Origin of the sequence: Cupriavidus oxalaticus (assembly GCF_004768545.1) — a bacterium.
GTDB lineage: Bacteria > Pseudomonadota > Gammaproteobacteria > Burkholderiales > Burkholderiaceae > Cupriavidus > Cupriavidus oxalaticus_A.
The window spans coordinates 98,100-116,512 of the sequence record NZ_CP038635.1; the positions used below are offsets into that span (position 1 = coordinate 98,100).

19 protein-coding genes are annotated in these 18,413 nt (G+C 69.0%); 8 read left to right on the forward strand and 11 right to left on the reverse strand.

What is annotated here, in order from left to right; translation table 11 throughout:
- The first annotated feature begins 39 nt into the window (after positions 1–39).
- The 4 genes from lipA to pxpA all read left to right on the forward strand — a co-directional run bounded on the left by lipA (position 40) and on the right by pxpA (position 3,639).
- Entirely contained in the window at positions 40–1,035 is a 996-nt protein-coding gene (gene lipA, locus E0W60_RS11225; RefSeq protein ID WP_133094978.1) for a lipoyl synthase, read from the forward strand.
- 120 nt (positions 1,036–1,155) lie between these two features.
- On the forward strand, positions 1,156–1,806 hold the full coding sequence (gene pxpB / locus E0W60_RS11230) for a 5-oxoprolinase subunit PxpB (RefSeq protein WP_133094979.1): 651 nt from the start codon (positions 1,156–1,158) through the stop codon (positions 1,804–1,806).
- Positions 1,803–2,822, forward strand: a complete 1,020-nt coding sequence (locus E0W60_RS11235) for a biotin-dependent carboxyltransferase family protein (RefSeq protein WP_135704118.1) — start codon at positions 1,803–1,805, stop codon at positions 2,820–2,822. Before pxpB ends, E0W60_RS11235 begins: the two co-directional genes overlap by 4 nt.
- 76 nt (positions 2,823–2,898) lie before the next feature.
- Positions 2,899–3,639 (forward strand): 5-oxoprolinase subunit PxpA, encoded by a 741-nt coding sequence (pxpA, locus tag E0W60_RS11240; protein ID WP_133094981.1) that lies wholly within the window; start codon positions 2,899–2,901, stop codon positions 3,637–3,639.
- Positions 3,640–3,669: 30 nt separating this feature from the next.
- Here the strand turns inward: pxpA and E0W60_RS11245 are convergent, their stop codons facing one another.
- From E0W60_RS11245 to E0W60_RS11265, 5 genes are read right to left on the reverse strand one after another with little or no spacing between them, the layout of a single operon-like run.
- Positions 3,670–4,968: a VanZ family protein gene (locus tag E0W60_RS11245; protein WP_133094982.1), complete on the reverse strand. Its 1,299-nt coding sequence runs from the start codon at positions 4,966–4,968 to the stop codon at positions 3,670–3,672.
- Between the two features lie 20 nt (positions 4,969–4,988).
- Complete coding sequence (locus E0W60_RS11250) at positions 4,989–5,672, reverse strand: ABC-type transport auxiliary lipoprotein family protein (protein WP_135704120.1); 684 nt, start codon at positions 5,670–5,672, stop codon at positions 4,989–4,991.
- 42 nt (positions 5,673–5,714) lie between these two features.
- The gene (locus E0W60_RS11255; RefSeq protein WP_135704121.1) at positions 5,715–6,656 is read right to left on the reverse strand and encodes an MlaD family protein; all 942 of its coding nucleotides are present in this window, start codon (positions 6,654–6,656) and stop codon (positions 5,715–5,717) included.
- Positions 6,653–7,507 (reverse strand): ABC transporter ATP-binding protein, encoded by an 855-nt coding sequence (locus E0W60_RS11260; RefSeq protein ID WP_205751645.1) that lies wholly within the window; start codon positions 7,505–7,507, stop codon positions 6,653–6,655. The genes E0W60_RS11255 and E0W60_RS11260 overlap by 4 nt, the downstream gene beginning before the upstream one ends.
- A complete protein-coding gene (locus E0W60_RS11265; protein ID WP_135704123.1) occupies positions 7,504–8,634 on the reverse strand; it encodes an MlaE family ABC transporter permease in 1,131 nt (376 codons plus the stop codon). The genes E0W60_RS11260 and E0W60_RS11265 overlap by 4 nt, the downstream gene beginning before the upstream one ends.
- 193 nt (positions 8,635–8,827) lie before the next feature.
- Between E0W60_RS11265 and E0W60_RS11270 the strand changes: the two genes are divergently transcribed.
- The 3 genes from E0W60_RS11270 (at position 8,828) to E0W60_RS11280 (ending at position 10,867) form a co-directional block, all read left to right on the forward strand.
- Positions 8,828–9,709, forward strand: coding sequence for a biotin--[acetyl-CoA-carboxylase] ligase (locus E0W60_RS11270; RefSeq protein WP_133094986.1), 882 nt, complete (start codon positions 8,828–8,830; stop codon positions 9,707–9,709).
- Positions 9,706–10,545, forward strand: a complete 840-nt coding sequence (locus E0W60_RS11275) for a type III pantothenate kinase (RefSeq protein WP_135704125.1) — start codon at positions 9,706–9,708, stop codon at positions 10,543–10,545. Before E0W60_RS11270 ends, E0W60_RS11275 begins: the two co-directional genes overlap by 4 nt.
- Before the next feature lie 73 nt (positions 10,546–10,618).
- The gene (locus E0W60_RS11280; protein ID WP_135704126.1) at positions 10,619–10,867 is read left to right on the forward strand and encodes a hypothetical protein; all 249 of its coding nucleotides are present in this window, start codon (positions 10,619–10,621) and stop codon (positions 10,865–10,867) included.
- Positions 10,868–10,876: 9 nt separating this feature from the next.
- Here the strand turns inward: E0W60_RS11280 and rfaE2 are convergent, their stop codons facing one another.
- Positions 10,877–11,371, reverse strand: a complete 495-nt coding sequence (gene rfaE2, locus E0W60_RS11285; RefSeq protein ID WP_133094989.1) for a D-glycero-beta-D-manno-heptose 1-phosphate adenylyltransferase — start codon at positions 11,369–11,371, stop codon at positions 10,877–10,879.
- A gap of 357 nt (positions 11,372–11,728) precedes the next feature.
- On the opposite strand from rfaE2, the gene E0W60_RS11290 reads away from it, so the two are divergent.
- Positions 11,729–13,045 (forward strand): IS4 family transposase, encoded by a 1,317-nt coding sequence (locus E0W60_RS11290; RefSeq protein ID WP_135704128.1) that lies wholly within the window; start codon positions 11,729–11,731, stop codon positions 13,043–13,045.
- A 53-nt stretch (positions 13,046–13,098) separates the two neighbouring features.
- Here E0W60_RS11290 and E0W60_RS11295 read toward each other — a convergent pair whose 3' ends face one another.
- The 5 genes from E0W60_RS11295 to E0W60_RS11315 form a co-directional block, all read right to left on the reverse strand.
- Positions 13,099–13,962 (reverse strand): ferritin-like domain-containing protein, encoded by an 864-nt coding sequence (locus tag E0W60_RS11295; RefSeq protein WP_135704130.1) that lies wholly within the window; start codon positions 13,960–13,962, stop codon positions 13,099–13,101.
- A 186-nt stretch (positions 13,963–14,148) separates the two neighbouring features.
- The gene (locus E0W60_RS11300) at positions 14,149–15,435 is read right to left on the reverse strand and encodes a patatin-like phospholipase family protein (protein ID WP_431189896.1); all 1,287 of its coding nucleotides are present in this window, start codon (positions 15,433–15,435) and stop codon (positions 14,149–14,151) included.
- A gap of 58 nt (positions 15,436–15,493) precedes the next feature.
- Positions 15,494–16,360 (reverse strand): PhaM family polyhydroxyalkanoate granule multifunctional regulatory protein, encoded by an 867-nt coding sequence (locus E0W60_RS11305; protein ID WP_133094991.1) that lies wholly within the window; start codon positions 16,358–16,360, stop codon positions 15,494–15,496.
- A 65-nt stretch (positions 16,361–16,425) separates the two neighbouring features.
- On the reverse strand, positions 16,426–17,262 hold the full coding sequence (locus tag E0W60_RS11310) for an enoyl-CoA hydratase/isomerase family protein (protein ID WP_135704132.1): 837 nt from the start codon (positions 17,260–17,262) through the stop codon (positions 16,426–16,428).
- A gap of 130 nt (positions 17,263–17,392) precedes the next feature.
- Positions 17,393–18,373 carry a fumarylacetoacetate hydrolase family protein gene (locus E0W60_RS11315; RefSeq protein ID WP_135704134.1) on the reverse strand — a complete coding sequence of 327 codons (981 nt, stop codon included), beginning with the start codon at positions 18,371–18,373 and terminating at the stop codon, positions 17,393–17,395.
- Positions 18,374–18,413: the final 40 nt, after the last annotated feature.

Here is an 18,413-nt window from a genome sequence, read left to right on the forward strand (position 1 = left end):
CAAAAGCGAAATGCACGCTGAGCGCGTGCGGAGAAATGTATGAGCGACGCCCTGATCGCCACTTCCAGCGAAGCCCCGCAGTCCCCCGCGGAGGCGTACGACCCGACCCGCAAGCAAAAGTCGGCCGACAAGACCGCACGCATCCCCATCAAGATCGTGCCGGCCGAAAAGCTCAAGAAGCCGGACTGGATCCGCGTGAAGGCCGCCACCGGCAATTCGCGTTTCTATGAGATCAAGGACATCCTGCGCGCCAACAACCTGGTGACGGTGTGCGAGGAAGCCAGCTGCCCGAACATCGGCGAATGCTTCGGCAAGGGCACGGCCACCTTCATGATCATGGGCGACAAGTGCACGCGCCGCTGCCCGTTCTGCGACGTCGGCCACGGCCGCCCGGATCCGCTGGACGTGAACGAGCCCGGCAACCTGGCGCGCACCATCTCCCAGCTCAAGCTGAACTACGTGGTGATTACCAGCGTCGACCGCGACGACCTGCGCGACGGCGGTGCCCAGCACTATGTGGATTGCATCTCGCAGACGCGCGAGCTGTCGCCCGACACCCGCATCGAAGTGCTGGTGCCCGACTTCCGCGGCCGCCTGGACAAGGCGCTGGACATCCTGCAGGCCTGCCCGCCTGACGTGATGAACCACAACATGGAAACCGTGCCGCGCCTGTACAAGCAGGCCCGCCCGGGCGCGGACTACGCGCACTCGCTCAAGCTGCTGCAGGAATTCAAGCGCCGCAATCCGAACGTTCCGACCAAGTCCGGCCTGATGGTCGGCCTGGGCGAGACCGACGAGGAAATCCTGGAAGTCATGCGCGACATGCGCGCGCACGACATCGACATGCTGACCATCGGCCAGTACCTGGCGCCGTCGAACCACCACCTGCCGGTGCTGCGCTACGTGCACCCGGACACCTTCAAGATGTTCGAGGAAGAGGCCTACAAGATGGGCTTCACCCACGCTGCCGTGGGTGCGATGGTGCGCAGCTCGTACCATGCTGACCAGCAGGCGCATCAGGCGGGGTTTGCCTGAGCAGCATCGGGTTCATGACTTGTCAGAGCGGCCGGGACTAATCCCGGCCGTTTTGCTTTGCGCATCGCATTCCCCGGGCTGCCAGCCTACACTGGTAAAAAGTGCGCTACCAGGAATCCCATGAGCCCCTGCACCATCCACCGCCTCGCCGAACGAGCGCTGCTCTACAGCGTGGCGCCGCCCGCATCGCTCGAGGTCCAGCGCCGCATCTGGGCGATGGCGGCGCGGGCCGAAGGGTGGCGCGGCGTGGTCGACGTGGTGCCGGGCATGAACAACCTGACGGTGATCTTCGACGGCAGCGCCGATGTCGAAGGGCTGGAGCGCGGCCTGAAGCAGGCCTGGGCCTCCGGCGAGGCGCGCAACACCACCGGCAAGGTGGTCGAGATCCCGGTGCGCTATGGCGGTGGGCATGGGCCGGACCTGGCCGACGTGGCCGCGCACACCGGGCTGTCGCCGCGTGAAGTGGCGCGCCGCCATGCCGCCGGCGAGTATGTTGTCTATTTCGTGGGTTTCCAGCCTGGCTTTGCCTATCTGGGCGGGCTGGTGCCCGAGCTGGCCACGCCGCGCCGGCGCGAGCCGCGGCTGGCGGTGCCGGCCGGCTCGGTCGGCATCGGCGGCGAGCAGACCGGCATCTATCCGGCGGTGCTGCCGGGCGGCTGGCAGCTGATCGGCCACACCGATATCGCACTCTTCGTCGCGGATCGCGATCCGCCGTCCCTGCTGGCGCCCGGCGATACCGTGCGCTTTGTCGCCGAGGAAATCATCGCGTGATCGAAATCATCCGACCTGGCGCGCTCGCCTCGGTGCAGGACCTGGGCCGTACCGGCTTCCGCCATATTGGCGTGGGCAGTTGCGGGGCGATGGATACACTGGCCGTGGCGGTCGGCAACCGGCTGCTGGGCAATGCGCCCGGGTGCGCCGCCATCGAATTCACGCTGGGACGCGCCGCGGTCCGCTTCCATGCGGACATGCGCGTCGCGCTGGCTGGCGCGGAGTGCGGCGCGACGCTTGATGGCACGCCGGTCTGGTCCTGGCATGCCTTCGACGCGCACGCCGGCGAGATCCTGGTGCTGCCGCCGGCGCGTGGCGGCACACATGCCTATCTGTGCGTGGCAGGCGGCATTGCCGTGGAGCCGGTGATGGGCTCGCGCAGTACCGACCTGAAGGCCGCCTTTGGCGGCCTGGATGGCCGCGCGCTGCAGGAGGGCGACCGCTTGCCGGTGGGACGCGCGGGTTTGGCGGCCGATGGCGACTGGATCGGCGTGCAGGCGCCGGCGTGGGCGCTGCCCGCGGACGTCAGCGGCAAGGCCATGCCGGTGCGCATGTTGCCAGGCCCGGAGTATGAAGACTTCGAGGCGGAATCGCAGCAGGCGCTGTGGCAGTCCGACTGGGTTGTCACGCCCAACAGCAACCGCATGGGCCTGCGCCTGAACGGCCCCGCGCTGGCGCGCCGCGCCGAGCGCAGCGCCGACCTGCTGTCGCACGGCGTGGTGCCGGGCGTGATGCAGGTGCCGCCGGCCGGCCAGCCGATCGCGCTGATGGCCGATGCGCAGACCACCGGCGGCTATCCCAAGATCGGCGTGGTGATCGGCGCCGACCTGTGGCGGCTGGCGCAGGTGCCGCTGGGCGCGGCCGTGCGCTTCGTGCCGGTGACGCTGGCACAGGCCGCTGCCGCGCAGGCGGCGCTGGACCGCTACCTGCGCCAGATCGAACAGGCGCTGCAATGGCAGGGCGACGGCATGGCCATCGCCGCGCGCCGGCGCACGCTGACCCGCGCGGCGGCCTGAGCCGTCCGCGGTATTTGTACACATCGACAGAAGGCGGTATCGCGGCCCCGTCACCGCACCGCCCGGGAGAACGGCAATGCAGATCGACCTGAACGCCGACCTCGGCGAAGGCTGCGGCAACGACGAGGCGCTGCTGGCGCTGATCAGTTCCGCCAACATAGCGTGCGGCTGGCACGCGGGCGACGCCGCCACCATGGTGCAAACGGTGAAGTGGGCGCTGGAGCATGGGGTCGCCATCGGCGCGCACCCGAGTTATCCGGACCGCGAGAACTTTGGCCGCACCGAGATGCAGCGCGACCCCGAGCACGTCTATGCCGACATGCTGTACCAGATCGGCGCCCTCGAGGCGATCGTGCGCGCGCAGGGCGGCGAGCTGCACCACGTCAAGCCGCACGGCGCGCTGTACAACCAGGCCGTGCGCGACCCGGTGCTGGCGCGCGCCATCGTGCGCGCGGTGCGGGATTTCGATGCCGACCTGGTGTTCTTCGGCCTGGCCGGCAGCCACATGATCGACATCGCCAGGGAGGCCGGACTGCGCGTCAAGCAGGAGGTGTTTGCCGACCGCGGCTACAACCCCGACGGCACGCTGGTCAGGCGCGGCACGCCCGGCGCCCTGCACGAGGACGAGGAAGTCGCGCTGAACCAGACGCTGACCATGGTGCGCGAGAAGCGCGTGCGCGCCATCGACGGCACCTGGGTGCCGATCCAGGCGGAGACCGTGTGCCTGCACGGCGACGGTGCCCATGCGCTGGCCTTTGCGCGCCGCATCCGCGAACGGCTCACCGCCGAGGGCATTGCCATCCGCGCCGGCAACTGACAACTGATAGCGCCCCCCGCAATCACGCAGTCACGGTTCCTGCGTGCCGGCCGCGGCCGACTCGCGGCGCGCCGCGGCCTTCTTCATGGCGTGGCGGCGCAGGCTGACCTGCTCGAAGCGCCAGATCACATAGCAGAACGCCAGGAACGGCCATAGCCACCCCAGCCATTGCGCCAGGCTGTTGAAGTGGATGAAGCGGCCCATGCGCCAGCCCTGCTCGGAAATCCATGCATAGGGATTCGACGGCAGCACGTTGGTCAGCACCACCAGCGCGAGCAGCGCTACCATCGCCAGCACCGCGCGCAGCCAGCGCGGCAGGTACAACAGCAGCGCCAGCACCAGCGAGCTGGTCAGCAGCGCGAAGCGGCCGCCTTCGGACAGCCAGTTGAAGGCGCTGTCGGCCGGGAACTGCAACTCGGCCGCGGTGGCCTTGATCAGCAGCGCGGCAGCCAGCAGGCCGGCCAGGATGCGCAGCATCGGCGCGTTGCGGCGCATGGCGATCGAGGCGAACAGGCCGGTGCCGATCCAGCTGCTGGCGGTCACCAGCGATTCCAGCAGTTGCTGGCTCTGCATGTCCTCGGGCCGCAGGCCGATGTGGACCTGCCACGCCTCCAGCCGCGGGAACAGCATCTGCAGCACCTGCATCGGCCAGGATTCGGGATCGGTCAGCCATTCGCGCACGATGCCGCCCATGCCGAACAGGTGCTCCTGCGGGAAGATCTGCGCGAACGGCCACAGCATCAGCAGGATGATGGCAAAGCTGGCATGCGGCTCGAACCAGGCATGGCGCAGCCGCGTCAGCCGGCCATCGTCGATCAGCGCGTGCGTAAACGGCGCCACCACCGCGCCGCCCAGCAGCGCCCCCAGCGCATTGGTGATCAGGTCGATGTTGGACGAGATCCGGTTCGGCAGCCAGGTCTGGAAGGCCTCCATGCAGGCCGACAGCAGCGCGCCGGCGCACAGCGCCACCAGCGTCGCGCGCCCGCCCGACATGCGCGGATGCAGCGACAGCACCACCAGCGCCCCGAAGGGGACATAGCCGATGACATTGGTCATCAGGTCGAAGTCGGTGATATAGCGCGGCTTGGGCGCGGTGACGAAGGCGAACGGCGAGATGCCGTTGTCGACCCAGCCGGAGAACGGGTAGAGGCTGGCATACACCACCAGCAGCGTGAAGCAAATCAGCCCCACGCGGGCCAGCGGCGAATACTGCGGGCCGGAGGGTTCGGTCACGGTCGCAGTTTCCGCCGGTTGCGCCATCGGTGGCGCCGCCGGTTGCGCAGCCGGCGCCGGGGGCGGTGCGGAGGGCGGCGGGGCAGCCGGCTCCATGGCAAATCTCCTTGTCTGTCTTACTTTAGCGGCAGCGTGGCGGTCCAGTCGAGCAGCGCGGCGATGGCGGCGTCGCTGGCTTCGGCCAGCGCCTTGACCCCGCCGGCGCCGTCGGCGCTGGGCGCGGGCCGGCGCACCTCGAAGGTCTGCTGGCCGAGCTGGCCGCGGTGGAACACGGTGGCGCGCAGCCGCACCACGCCCTGGCTGGTGGTGGTGCTGTCGAACACCTGCTCGAAGGCCAGCAGGTCGACCTTGAGCCCCGGCACGCTGGTATCGCCGGCCCAGGCCAGCCCGCCGCGCGCCGCCACCGACTCGCGCAGGCGCTCGTCGAACAGGCGCGTCGGCGACATCACCCAGCGCTGCGTGGCATAGGGTTGCAGCCGCTGCGCCTGCGCGTACAGCAGGCGGTAGTAGAGTGCATTGCCTTCAAGCCAGTCGGGGCCGTCGGTCTGCGATACGCGCAGCCTGGGCAGCGGCGCGGGCGCTGCGCCGGCAGCATTGCCTGCCGTGCCGGCAAGCGCGGCGGACGGCCCCAGGTCGTACGTGACGGTCGGCGTCCCGCGCGATAGCGCGCAGCCGGACAGCACCAGCGCGGCGCCGGCCAGCGCCAGCAGTGTGGCGGCGGTGCGGGGGCGGATGGTCCGGCGTGAATTGTCGGTGGCAGGGATCACGGCGAGGCCTTGGCGGTTGTCGTTGTCTGGCATGGCGATGGTCGTCGGTTCGTCGTCGTCATGTCGTCTGTTACATCAGGGCGTGCTGAAGCCCGGCTCGCCCGGCCCCGGCACCGGCGCCGGCGCGCCAAACAGCACGCTGGTCGGGCTGTCGTTGAACTGGCCGGCGGCACGCTCGAAGCTGCGCGCGGTCTGGCGCGCATCGCGTGCAAGCCCGTTGAGCTGCGGCAGCGTCTCCTGGCTGAAGTTGCCGGCCGCGGTCTGCACCGACGCCGCCGCGCCCTGCAGGTCGTGCCCGACACTGTCGACCGTACGCAGCACCGTGCCGTTGGGGCTGGCCAGCTCCTGCGTCAGGCGCCGCGTCGATTCCAGCGTGGCGTTGAGGTTCTCGGCCACGCGCGGCAGGCGGTTGGCCGCCGGCGCCAGCGCGTCCGACAGCTTCGAGTAGTCCTCGGCGGTCTTGCGCACCGAGCGGATCGCGGCCATCAGTTCATTGCGGTTGGCGGTCTGGAACATGTCGGTGAGCGAGGCCATCAGCGTCTCGGTCTGCGTCAGCAGTGAATCGCCACGCTTTTCCAGCTCTTCGAAGAAGCCCGGGCGCATGGCGATGCGCGCGACCGCCTTGGGCGAGGTGCGCAGCGGCGGCGAGGCATCGGCGCCCGCATGCGCGGCCGTGTCGTCCAGCTGCACGTAGGCGATGCCGGTGACGCCCTGGAAGCCCAGCGTGGCATAGGTGGTGCGCGTGATCGGCGTGTCCTGGTTGACGCTGATGCGCACGATGATCTGGCCCGGCACCTGCGGGTCGAACTTGATCGACTCCACCTTGCCCACCGCCAACCCGCGGTATTTGACGTCGGCCTGCGGCCCGAGCCCGTTCACGGTGGAGCGCGTGATCAGGTCGTACGGCACGCGCACGGCGTGGTCGCTGCTGAACCAGAACAGCGCGAACAGCACCAGCACTGCCAGGCCGATGGTGAACACGCCGGCAAGGAACGCGTGTGACTTGTTTTCCATCATGCTTCTCCGGGAGGCGCCGCGGGTTGCCCCGCTTGCGGCAGCGCCTGCAAGGCGCGCTGGGCGCGTTCGCCCAGGAAATATTCGCGGATGAAGGGGTGGTCCACCTTTACCACTTCAGGGATCGACGCGGCGGCGACGACCTTGTGGTCGGCCAGCACCGCGACGCGGTCGGACAGCGCCACCAGCGTGTCGAGGTCGTGCGTAATCATCACTACCGTGAGGCCCAGCTCTCGCCGAAGTTCCCGGATCAGCGCCACGTAGTCGTCCGAAGCCATCGGATCGAGGCCGGCGGTAGGCTCGTCGAGGAACAGCAGTTCCGGCTCCAGCGCCAGCGCGCGTGCCAGCGCCACGCGCTTGATCATGCCGCCGGACAGGTCCGACGGCATCTTGTCCGCATCGCGCGCCGACAGGCCCACCAGTTGCAGCTTGAGCAGCGCCGCCCGGCAGATCAGGTTGTCCGGCAGCGCGCGCAACTCGCGCAGCGGCAGTGCGATATTGTCGATCACCGACAGCGCCGAGAACAGCGCGCCGCGCTGGAACTGCAGTCCCCAGCGGTTGCGCAGCGCCTGCAGCTGCGCCGGGCGCAACTTGGCCGGCGCTTCGCCGAACACCTTGATGCTGCCCGAGGTCGGCCGCTCCAGCCCCACGATCTGGCGCAGCAGCACGGTCTTGCCGCTGCCCGAGCCGCCCACGATCGACAGCGCCTCGCCGCGCCACACGTCCAGGTCGACGTGGTCGTGCACCACGGCCTTGCCAAAGCGCTTGACCAGGTTGCGCACCTCGATCACCGCGGTACGCTGCGCCGGCGCGGGCGGCACGGAGGGCGCGGACGGTTCCGTTGGCGCGCTCATATCCCCACGTCCTTGAACAGGACGGCAAACACCGCGTCGGCCAGGATCACGATGGTGATGGAGGTCACCACCGACGCGGTGGTGCCTTCGCCCAGGCTTTGTGTATTGGGCTTGATACGCAGCCCGAAGTGGCACGCCGTCAGCGCGATCAGGATGCCGAATGCCACGCCCTTGCCCAGCCCCAGCCACAGGTTGGCCACCGGCACCGCGTCGGGCAGTTCGCGCAGGAAGAACGCGGCGCTGATGCCGAGCTGCATGCGCGCGGCCACCATGCCGCCGGCCAGCGCCATCACGTCGGTCCACGCCACCAGCAGCGGCATCGAGATGGCCAGCGCGATCACGCGCGGCATGATCAGCCGGAAGCCGTGCGAGATCCCCATCACGCGCATGGCATCGAGTTCTTCGGTGACGCGCATCACGCCGATCTGCGCGGTGATGGCCGAGCCGGACCGGCCCGCGATCAGGATCGCCGCCAGCACCGGCCCCAGTTCGCGGATCACCGCCATGCCGAGGATATTGACGATGAACGTGCTGGCGCCGAACATGCGCAGCTGGTTCGCCGACAGGTACGACAGCACGATGCCGATCAGGAACCCGACCAGCGCGGTGATGCCGAGCGCCTTGTAGCCGACGTTGTAGATATTTGCCGAGACCTCGCGCCAGGGGCCGCGCTGCGGCATGCGCGCGAAGCGCAGCAGGTCGAACGCCAGCTGGCCCAGCATGGTGATGCCGATGGCCAGCTGCACGCCGAACGACATCACGTTGGCGCCTAACAGCGTAATCGGGTTGAAGCGGTCCACCATGTGCTTCTTCCAGCCTTCGTCCTGCACCGCGGCGATGCGCTCGAATACACGGCGCTGGCCCTCGCTGGCCTCGATCTGCTGCGGCATCTTGCCGTCCCACGCCTGCCACAGCAGCTGTCCGCCGATATGGTCCAGCCGCTGCACTTCGGCCAGCGACCATTGCGCATGCTCCGGCGCCTGCGCCAGTTCGTGCAATTGCGTGCGCAGCTGCCGGGCCTGGTGGCAGCCGGCCAGCGCGAGCGCGGTCCAGTCGCCACTCAGCGCTACGCTGACGGTCCCGTCCCCGCGCGTGATATGGAAGTCTGGCGTCGTCTGTCGTTCCAAGGGCTAGCGATGTGATGGCCGAGTCCCGATTCTAAGCCACCCGCCCGGCTGGCGCGACCGCGGCCGCGTCCGGGCAGGGGGGCGGTCCTGGAGCATACGTGCCGCGCGGCTACAATGCGGCAGTCGGGCAGGCGCCATGCCTGCCAGCTTTCGCACCACTCCGCACCGCAGATTGCCACCAGCGCAGCTTCCCATGCCAGACGCCCCTGAATCCTCCCTCACGCCCGCCTCGGGCCCGTCCGACTCCTGGCGCATCGATCCCGCCGCCCTGCGCGCCGCGCTGCCGCCGGCACTGCGCGACTGGAAGCTGGAGCTGGTCGAAGAAACCGGCTCGACCAATGCCGACCTGACCGCCGCATGCCGCCACGCACCCTGGTCGGATGCCGGCTGGCTGCGCCTGGCTTACCGCCAGACAGCCGGGCGCGGGCGCCTGGGACGGCCGTGGCAGGGGCAGGCGGGCATGACCTTCTCGGTGGCGCTGCCGCTCGCGCTGGCGCCGGCACAACTCACCGGCCTGAGCCTGGCGGTGGGGCTGGCGCTGGCCGAAGCGCTCGGCGATGTCGACCCGCGCCTGGGCGCGCGCGTCGGCCTGAAATGGCCGAACGACCTGCAGATCGATGGCCGCAAGCTGGCCGGCATCCTGATCGAATCGGTGCGCGCCGGGCAGAACCGGATCTGGGCCGTGATCGGCATCGGCCTGAACCTGGTGCGCGATGCGCAGATGGAAGCCGCGCTGGGCCGCGAGCTGGCCGGCGTGGCCGAGGCCGTGCCGGGCTTCGACGCCAGCCGCGACGCGGCGCGCCTGCTGGCTGCGGTGCTGGAGCGGCTGGCATCGATGCGCACCGCGTTCCTGGCCCATGGCTTCGGGCCGATGGCGCGGCGCTGGTCCGCCGCCGATGCCTACCGCGACCAGCCGGTGCGGCTGCTGCACGACGGCAAGGTGATCGCGGAGGGCTTGGCGCGCGGCGTCGACGAGGCCGGCCAGCTGCTGCTGGAAACCCCGACGGGGCTGGAGCGGGTGGCCAGCGGCGAGCTGTCGCTGCGCCCGGCGCCGGGGCAGGAGGATGGCGCATGAGCGTGCCGCAGCTGCTGATCGACATCGGCAATACGCGCCTGAAATGGGCATGGTGCGAGGCCGGCGCGCCGCTGCCGGCCGGGGCGGGCTTGCCCACGCCGTGGCAGCACGGTGGCGCGGTCGCGCATGCCGATGAAAACGCGCTGAAGACGCTGGCCGCCGACCTGCGCGCGCTGCGCGGCACCGGCCCGATGCCGGCGGTCTGGATCACCAACGTCGCCGGCCCGGTGATCGCCGCCGCCGTCGATGCGGCGCTGGCCGACGCCTTCGGCGGCTGCGCGCCGGTGCACTGGGTGCGCAGCAGCGCGGCGCACGGCAACCTCGTCAACGGCTACCGCGAGCCCACGCAGCTGGGAGTCGACCGCTGGGTCGGCGCCATCGGCGCGCATCGCTGGCTGCCGCACGACACGCTGCTGATCGTGACCGCGGGCACCGCGACCACGCTCGATATCGTCACCGTCGGCGCGGATGGCCGCGCTCGCTTCGAGGGCGGCCTGATCCTGCCGGGGCTGGCGCTGATGCTGGGCACGCTGGCGCGCAATACCGCGCAGCTGCCGGCGCTGGAGGTGCAGGAGGTGCAGGAGGCCGGCACCGGGGCCGGCGCGCATCTGCGCTGGGCCGACAACACCCACGACGCGATCGCCGCCGGCTGCCTGGCCGCGCAGGCGGGCGCGATCGAACGCACCTGGCGCGCGCTGGGCGAACGCGGGCCGACGCGCTGCCTGCTGTCCGGCGGCGCACGCAGCGCGCTGGCCGGCGCGCTCGCGGTGCCCTTCGAGATGCACGATAATCTGGTGTTGCTCGGCCTGCATGCGATGGCGTCGGCCGAGGCCTAGCGGCCATCGCCTTGACCACGCCTAGCGGCCATCGCCTTGACCACGTAATCCCCGCACGCTCTGCCGCCGTTCCATGTCCGCCCCACGCGCCCTGCGCATTGCCCTGATGTTGCTGCTCCTTGCCAACGCCTTGCTGGTGGCGGCGCTGGCCGGCCTGTTCGGCGCGAATCCGCTTGGCGGCTGGTTCGGCACGCCGCGCGAGCCGCACCGGCTCGGGCAGCAAGTGCGCGCCGAGCGCCTGCAGCAGCTGCCGCCGGCACCTTCGCGCGCGGCAGACGCCGCGCCGCGTGGCACCTTGCCGGTGGCGCGGCGTCAGGACTGAGCGCGCGGCTCAGCCGGCCTGGCGCACCTTGGTCAGCAGCTTGGTGGTGGAGCGGTCGTGCAGGAAGGGGATGGCGTAGGCCTGGCCGCCCCAGCTGCGCACCAGCCGGGTTTCTTCCAGCGTATCGATGTCATAGTCGCCGCCCTTGACGTAGATGTCGGGGCGCACCAGCCGGATCAGCTCGACCGGCGTCTGCTCGCGGAACATCGCCACCAGGTCGACCGACGCCAGTGCGGCCAGCAGCGCCATGCGGTCCGATTCGTGGTTGAGCGGACGGTCGTCGCCCTTGCCCAGCATCTTGACCGAAGCATCGCTGTTGACGCCGACCACTAGGCTCGCGCCCAGCGCGCGCGCCTGCGCCAGGTAGGTGGCATGGCCGCGATGCAGGATATCGAAGACGCCGTTGGTGAACACCAGCGGGCGCGGCAGCGCGGCGATGCGCGCGGCCAGCTCGGCGTGGTTGTCGGCGGGAGTCAGCTTGGATTCGAAGGCGGGTACGGACATGGGTCAGGGATCGGATGGTGGAGGCCGGCGCTGGCGGCGCCGGCACGCTTGTCCGAATGGTACCCCGTCCGCCGGGGTTCGCCGTCCGTTCAGCGCTGCCTACCCCACCAGCGCCACCGCCGCGTCGCTGGCGGGCAGCGGCACCGTGGCGGCGGCAATGCCGGCGCATCACCGCTCGTAGAACAGTTCGTCACCGGCAAGCGCCGGTGCGGACGGTCAAGTATGCGGGAATTGGCGGCGCTGGCGCGCCAATGAAAAAACCCCGCCGTAGCGGTAATGCCGTTCAGTTAAGTCTGAACGGCATTTTTCTTTGCAGGGGTTGTAAACAAGGTGTCGAGCTGTTAACTTGCCGTTCCGATGCTATCGGAACAAGTCCACGCCACCCTTGAGCTTAGTGAGCCGGCCAGTTTTGCCCGGCTCAGCGAGCACCTGCCGATGGCTTGGATTGAGCAAGCGCTGGCAGCCTCGGGGACAGCGTCCGTTCGCCGGCGCCGACTGCCAGCAGAGCAGGTGGTCTGGCTGGTCATCGCGCTGGCGCTCTATCGGCACCAATCGATTCCCGATGTGCTGGAGACGCTGGACCTGGCACTGCCCAACGATGCCAACGCCTGTGTCAGCAAGAGCGGGATCGCCCAAGCCCGCGAGCGGCTTGGAGACAAGCCTCTGTTGTGGCTGTTCGAGCAGACCGCACGGGCGTGGGTGGCTCAGGATGCTGCGCACTACAAATGGAAGGGCTTGGCGCTTTACGCCATGGATGGGACCACCTTCCGCACTGCCGATAGCCCTGAGAATCGCCTCCACTTTGGCGCGCAGAGCTACGCCAGCGGCAAGGTCGCCAGCTATCCACAAGTCCGCGGGGTCTCGCTCACGGCTGTTCCCACCCATCTTGTTGCCGATATCGCCTTTGGCTGCTATGGGCGCAACGAGATGCTCTATGCCAAGGAGCTCATTGAGCGGATCCCGGATCATTCGTTAACGATCTTTGACAAGGGCTTTCTGGCCGCAGAGATCCTGTGGGGCTTGCGCATGGGCGGCAGCGAGCGCCACTTCCTGATCCCCGCTAAGAAGAATCTGCAGTGGGAGTTGCTCTCAGGCAACGAGGGCGATGGCATCGTCCAGATGAAGGTCTCGCCTCAGGCTCGCCGCAAGAATCCTGCCTTGCCAGAGACTTGGACAGCTCGCGCGATCCGGGACGAGGACTCAGACCGCGTCCTGTTGACCTCGTTGACAGACCGTCGGCGCTTCAAGGCAGCCGACATCATTGGGTGCTACAAGCGCCGTTGGGAAATCGAAACCAGCTATCGAGAACTGAAGCAGACGATGCTCGGGGCCGAACTGACCTTGCGCAGCCGCCAGCCTGAGGGCGTGCATCAGGAAATCTGGGGGGCACTGATTGCGTACAACCTGGTGCGTCTGGAGATGGCCAAGGCTGCGCTCGAGGCCCGCGCCGAGCCCACCGACTTGAGCTTTGTGCTGGCCTTGCGCCTGATACAGGGCGAGTTGATCTGGGCAGCCGGCATGGCCCCAGGCAAGCTGCCGGCCCACCTGCAGCGCATGCGCGCCAAACTTCAGTTGGCGATCGTCCAAAAGCGACGGGGGCGTAAGTGCCCCCGTGAAGTCAAAGCCCTGCCTAAGCGCTACACCGTCCGGTTCCTCAGAAAGGACCTTAACTGAACGGCATTACCGCCGTAGCGGGGTTTCTGTCGGTTTGGCAGCGAGCCGCCGGATCAGGCCTGCGCCGGCTGGGCGCCGCCGGCGCCGGGCAGGCGGGCGTTCAGTTCCTTGCGGTAGCGGTTCAGGTCCTGCACCGACTCAAACGTGCGTTCGAACAGCAGCGACATATTGTGCAGGATCCGTTCGATGACCTTCTTCTCCCAGCCTTCGTCGAAGCGGATCTGCTCGTCCAGCCATTTCTCCAGCCAGTCCGGGTCGGGCAGGCGCGACTGCACGGTGTCGTTGGGGAACAGCGCCTTGTTGACGTGCAGGTTGGTCGGGTGCAGCGGCTTCTCGGTGCGCCGCGCCGATGCCATCAGCACGCCAATCTTGGCGAACGCGGCGCGCGCGTTATCGCCGAATTGCGCCAGGTATTTCTTCATGTAGCGCAGGTACGCGCCGCCGTGGCGGGCTTCATCCTGCGACAGGGTGCGGTAGATATGCTTGATCACCGGTTCCGAGTGCCATTCGGCAGCGCGGCGGTACCAGTGGTTCAGGCGGATCTCGCCGCAGAAATGCAGCATCAGCGTTTCCAGCGGCGGCGCCGGGTCGAACTCGAAGCGCACGGCGTGCAATTCTTCTTCGGTCGGCACCAGGTCCGGGCGGAAGCGGCGCAGGTACTCCATCAGCACCAGCGAGTGCTTCTGTTCCTCGAAGAACCAGATGCTCATGAACGCCGAAAAGTCGGAATCGTGGCGGTTGTCACGCAGGAACATCTCGGTCGCCGGCAGGGCGGACCATTCCGTGATCGCGTTCATGCGAATGGTCTTGGCCTGGTCGTCCGTCAGCAGGCTGGCGTCGAAGGTATCCCAGGGGATGTCCTTGTCCATGTGCCAGCGGACGGCTTCCAACGATTTGAACAGTTCGGGGTAGAGCATGGTAAGCCTTTGAAATTACGGGCAGATTCTACCAGATGCGAATTATTCTCTTCTCCTTTTTTAGGGCGGATAGGGGCAAATGCAACGACTTTTGCGGAGGTTTGGCGCAGCCGACTGCATATTGCGGGCGATCAGCGGCGCGCCGGACGGCACAGGTGCCAGCAACGGCGCCTGGCGGGCAGGTGCTCAGGGCGAAACCGCGCCCTCGTGCAAGGCGGCAGGTGCAGTGCCCGGCACCACGCCGTACAGGAACGCGGCCAGTTCGGCGGCCTGCGCTTCGGCGTCGCGCTCGCCCAGCGCCATCAGCGCCTGGGTGAACTCGGGTTCGAACAGCAGGTAGCTGGCGAAGGCGGCGCCGCGCGCCTCGGTACCGCCCAGCGGCGCCAGCAGCGCGCGCACGGTGCGCGGCAGCTGCTTCTGGTGTTCGGCGGCGAGCGCCTCGATCGGTTCGCTGGGAGAGATCGTCATGACCTGCACCGGGCGCCAGCCTTCGCGGTCGCCGGCGATCTCGGGCATGCGCGCCAGCAGCCGGTTGATATGCAGCAGCCGCTCCAGGTCGGCATTGAGGCCGTCCAGGAAGATGCTGGCCAGCGCCTGGCCGCCCACCTGCGCCAGCGACGGGTAGCCGCCGGCGGGCACGGTGTCGAACCAGCCCGAGCGCTGGCGCGAGGCTGCGCCGATCGCCAGGATGCGCGATGCGCCCAGGTGGATCGCCGGCGACAGCGGCGACATCTGCCGCATGGTGCCATCGCCGAACCACTCGTGATGGCCGTCGATCTCGAGCGGAACCGAGGGGAACAGGAACGGTATCGATGCAGAGGCCAGCAGGTGGTCCACCGTGATCGGCGCCGGCACAGCGATGCGCTGGCTGCGGTGCCACGGATGGATGCGGTGGTGCGACTGGTAGAAGGTGACGTGGCGGCCGGTGCTGTAGGACAGCGCGGTGACCGCGAACGCCTGCAGCGCGCCGCTGTCCAGGCTGGCCTGCACCCGCGCGGGATCGAACAGCTCGCCCAGCATGCCGCCTAGCGGCGTGTTGTCGAACAGCGCGCGCGGTGCCCGGCGCTGCGTGGCCCAGCCCAGCGCCAGCGTCGACAGCCAGCGTGCGCCCGATATGCCCACGCGCAGCACGTCGGTGCGGTAGACGTCGTCGGCATGGATGCCGTGCCACAGCGCGCCCAGGCTTTGCGTGGCGGCCTGGAAATCGCCGGCATTGATGGCCAGCCCGGCACCGTTGATCGCGCCCGCCGAGGTGCCGGCGATGATGCCGAACGGCAGCCCGCCATGCGCCTTGCCGTGGCGCGCGGCAATGCGCACCAGCCCGCACAGCACGCCAGCCTGGTAGGCGGCGCGCGCGCCGCCGCCCATCATGATCAGCGCGGTGGCGTTGGGATTGGGGCCGTTAGGCGCGCCAGGGACGCCAGGGCCGTTGTGCGGGGTCGGATGGTGTCCCGGCAGGGGCTCGCGGTGCATGGGGGAAGGCGCTGCGTAGCGACAGGTCAGGCGGTGCGCAGTTGCGTCCGCAGTTGCGTCATTCGTCGCCGCCGTTGTCGTCGTCCTTGGCGGCGTGGTTGCCGGTGGGCGTGGGTTTGGCCGTCTTGCCTGCAGCGGGCTTCTTTGCGGCAGTTTTCTTTGCAGCGGGCTTGGCCGCAGCCTTGGTCCCCGACTTGGCCGCACTCGTGGCGCCGCTCTTTGCCGTGGCGCTCGCCCTGGCGCCGTTGCCGTTGCCAGCGGCCTTGCGTGAGGTGGCTTTGGCCGCGGACCCGCCGTCCGGCGCGGCCCCCGGCTGTGCCGGCATGCCGCCGGCGCCGAAGGCGCCCATGTTGAACGGCGCGATGCTGGCCGCGGCTGCGCTGCTGGCGATCTGGCTGAACTGGTGCTGCAGCAGGTCCCACCACAGCGCGGCGTTGGGTGCGCCTTCGGGTGCAGCGTCTGGCGCTGCCTCGGCCGACGGCTCGGGAGCCGGCTCCGGCTCGGCGCCGGCCTGCGCCGCGTGTGCTTCTTCGCGGGGCCTGGTGGTGCCGGAACCTGCGCCGGTGTCGGCGCCGGCGCGCTGCGGTGGCGCTGCGCTCGGCGCATTGGCGGCCCGCGCCACGTTTTCCATTGCCGACTGCATGGCGTCGGGCGAGAGCGCGTTGCCGAAGGTCTGCAGCGCCACCAGCGTGGCGCGCTGCACCTCCAGGCCCTGGATCGTGGTGCGCAGCAGGTTGGTGTTCAGCTGCAGCCAGCTCTCCACTGCCTTGAGGTCGGCAATGCGCTTGTCGAGGTCATCCAGGTCCATCGGCGGCGTCATCGCCTGCAGCCCGGGCATCAGGCCGCCGGACATGCCGGCGCTGCCACCCCACAGGCGGCGCATGAAGTCGAAGCCGTTGGTGAAATCGGGAATCTGTCCGAACATGGTCGCGTGCTCCGTGTGCGGCGCAGCCCTCGCGCCCGGATGCGGGCCGCGCGGCTGCGTCGTCGTTACCTGAATTGTGGCGGCCGCTTCTGGCGCAGGCTCGCCATGCCTTCGTGCACGTCGGGGCCGGCAAAGCCCATGAATTCGAGCGCCAGCGAGGTATCGAAAGCGGGACCGGCCATGCGCAGCCAGTTGTTGAGGGCGTACTTGGTCCAGCGGATCGCTGTCTGCGACCCCGCCGCCAGCCGGTTGGCTACCTCGAAGGCACGCGCCACCAGTTCGTCCTCTTCCACCGCCAGCGAGACCAGGCCGATCCGCTCGGCCTCTTCGCCGCTGACCGACTCGCACAGCATCAGATAGTACTTGGCCTTGGCCATTCCGCACAGCAGCGGCCACACGATCGCGGCATGGTCGCCCGCGGCCACGCCCAGCCGGGTATGGCCGTCGACGATGCGCGCGGTCTTCGAGGCGATCGAGATATCGGCCAGCAGCCCTGCCACCAGGCCGGCACCGACGGCCGGGCCATGCATCGCCGAGACCACCGGCTTGTCGCAGTTGATGACGTTGTAGACCAGGTCGCGCGCTTCGTGCCACACGCGCGTGCGGGTCTCGAAATCGTTGGCCATGTCTTCCACCAGCGCCAGGTCGCCGCCGGCGGAGAAGCCCTTGCCCTCTCCGCGGATCAGCGCCACACGGATGTCGGGATCGGCGGAGACGTCGCGCCAGATCTCGGCCAGCTCGCGGTGCATGTTGGCGTCGGCCGTGGCCAGCTTCTGGTTGGCCGACTGCGCCGCGCCCATGACGACCTCGAGGATGGGGCCGTGGCGGCGCAGCGTCAGCGCGCGGTAGCGCGCGTAGCGTTCGGAAAGTTCGGTGGAAGAGGCGTCGTTCGGGGCAGTCATGGGGGGCCTGTCAGGTGAGTGGCGCGCGGCCGCGCCGGGTGCATCGTGGATTTACCAACCGATCGGTCGGTCAATTATATGCACATCCGGCGCACCCTTGCCGACAGGCGCGGCCGGCTCAGTTGCCGGCTCAGGGCGCGGCCACCAGCTGGTCGATCGCCCCGAACACCGAATGCCCCTGCGCGTCGAACATCTCGATCTTGACCGCGTCGCCGAACTTCATGAACTCGGTGGCGGGCTTGCCGTCGTCGATGGTCTCGAGCATGCGCTTCTCGGCGATGCAGCAGTAGCCCTTCTTGCGGTCGACGTTGGAGATCGTGCCCGAGCCGACGATGCTGCCGGCGCGCACGTTGCGGGTCTTGCAGATATGCGCGATCAGCTGGCCGAAGTCGAACACCATGTCGGTGCCGCAGTCGGGCTGGCCGACCTTCCTGCTGTTCCAGTGCACCGTCATCGGCAGGTGCACCTTGCGCTCGCGCCAGGCCTCGCCCAGCTCGTCGGGCGTGACGGCGACCGGAGAGAAGGCGGTCGCCGGCTTGCTCTGGAAGAAGCCGAAGCCCTTGCCCAGTTCCGCGGGGATCAGGTTGCGCAACGAGACGTCGTTGGCCAGCAGCACCAGGCGGATGGCTTCGCCGGCCTGTTCGGGCGTGGCACCCATCTTCACGTCGCCGGTGATGACCGCGACCTCGGCCTCGAAGTCGATGCCGAAGGCTTCGCTGGCGCACACGATGTCATCGTGCGGGCCGAGGAAGTCGTCCGAGCCGCCCTGGTACATCAGCGGGTCGGTCCAGAACTCGGGCGGCATTTCGGCGCCGCGCGCCTTGCGCACCAGTTCGACGTGGTTGACGTAGGCCGAGCCGTCGGCCCACTGGTAGGCGCGCGGCAGCGGCGCCATGCAGTCCCTGGGGTTGAACGCGAACGGATGGCGCGCGCGGCCGGTGTTGAGCGCGTCGTACAGGTCCTGCAGCTGCGGCGCGTAGAAATGCCAGTCGTCCAGCGCGGTCTGCAGCTTGCCGGCGATGTCGGTGGCGAAGTGGGCTTGCTTCAGGTCGCGCGACACGACCGCCAGCTGGCCGTCGCGCGAACCGTCCTTCAGGGTTGCGAGTTTCATGGGATGCGATGCGGTAGAGAGCGGGGCGCCCGCGCGGCGG

Bases quoted from the DNA above. Each gene is read 5' to 3' on its own strand.
- lipA (WP_133094978.1), top strand. From the start codon at position 40: ATGAGCGACGCCCTGATCGCCACTTCCAGCGAAGCCCCGCAGTCCCCC.
- pxpB (WP_133094979.1), top strand. From the start codon at position 1,156: ATGAGCCCCTGCACCATCCACCGCCTCGCCGAACGAGCGCTGCTCTAC.
- pxpA (WP_133094981.1), top strand. From the start codon at position 2,899: ATGCAGATCGACCTGAACGCCGACCTCGGCGAAGGCTGCGGCAACGAC.
- E0W60_RS11245 (WP_133094982.1), bottom strand. From the start codon at position 4,968: ATGGAGCCGGCTGCCCCGCCGCCCTCCGCACCGCCCCCGGCGCCGGCT.
- E0W60_RS11250 (WP_135704120.1), bottom strand. From the start codon at position 5,672: ATGCCAGACAACGACAACCGCCAAGGCCTCGCCGTGATCCCTGCCACC.
- E0W60_RS11255 (WP_135704121.1), bottom strand. From the start codon at position 6,656: ATGATGGAAAACAAGTCACACGCGTTCCTTGCCGGCGTGTTCACCATC.
- E0W60_RS11260 (WP_205751645.1), bottom strand. From the start codon at position 7,507: ATGAGCGCGCCAACGGAACCGTCCGCGCCCTCCGTGCCGCCCGCGCCG.
- E0W60_RS11270 (WP_133094986.1), top strand. From the start codon at position 8,828: ATGCCAGACGCCCCTGAATCCTCCCTCACGCCCGCCTCGGGCCCGTCC.
- E0W60_RS11275 (WP_135704125.1), top strand. From the start codon at position 9,706: ATGAGCGTGCCGCAGCTGCTGATCGACATCGGCAATACGCGCCTGAAA.
- E0W60_RS11280 (WP_135704126.1), top strand. From the start codon at position 10,619: ATGTCCGCCCCACGCGCCCTGCGCATTGCCCTGATGTTGCTGCTCCTT.
- rfaE2 (WP_133094989.1), bottom strand. From the start codon at position 11,371: ATGTCCGTACCCGCCTTCGAATCCAAGCTGACTCCCGCCGACAACCAC.
- E0W60_RS11290 (WP_135704128.1), top strand. From the start codon at position 11,729: ATGCTATCGGAACAAGTCCACGCCACCCTTGAGCTTAGTGAGCCGGCC.
- E0W60_RS11295 (WP_135704130.1), bottom strand. From the start codon at position 13,962: ATGCTCTACCCCGAACTGTTCAAATCGTTGGAAGCCGTCCGCTGGCAC.
- E0W60_RS11300 (WP_431189896.1), bottom strand. From the start codon at position 15,435: ATGCACCGCGAGCCCCTGCCGGGACACCATCCGACCCCGCACAACGGC.
- E0W60_RS11305 (WP_133094991.1), bottom strand. From the start codon at position 16,360: ATGTTCGGACAGATTCCCGATTTCACCAACGGCTTCGACTTCATGCGC.
- E0W60_RS11310 (WP_135704132.1), bottom strand. From the start codon at position 17,262: ATGACTGCCCCGAACGACGCCTCTTCCACCGAACTTTCCGAACGCTAC.
- E0W60_RS11315 (WP_135704134.1), bottom strand. From the start codon at position 18,373: ATGAAACTCGCAACCCTGAAGGACGGTTCGCGCGACGGCCAGCTGGCG.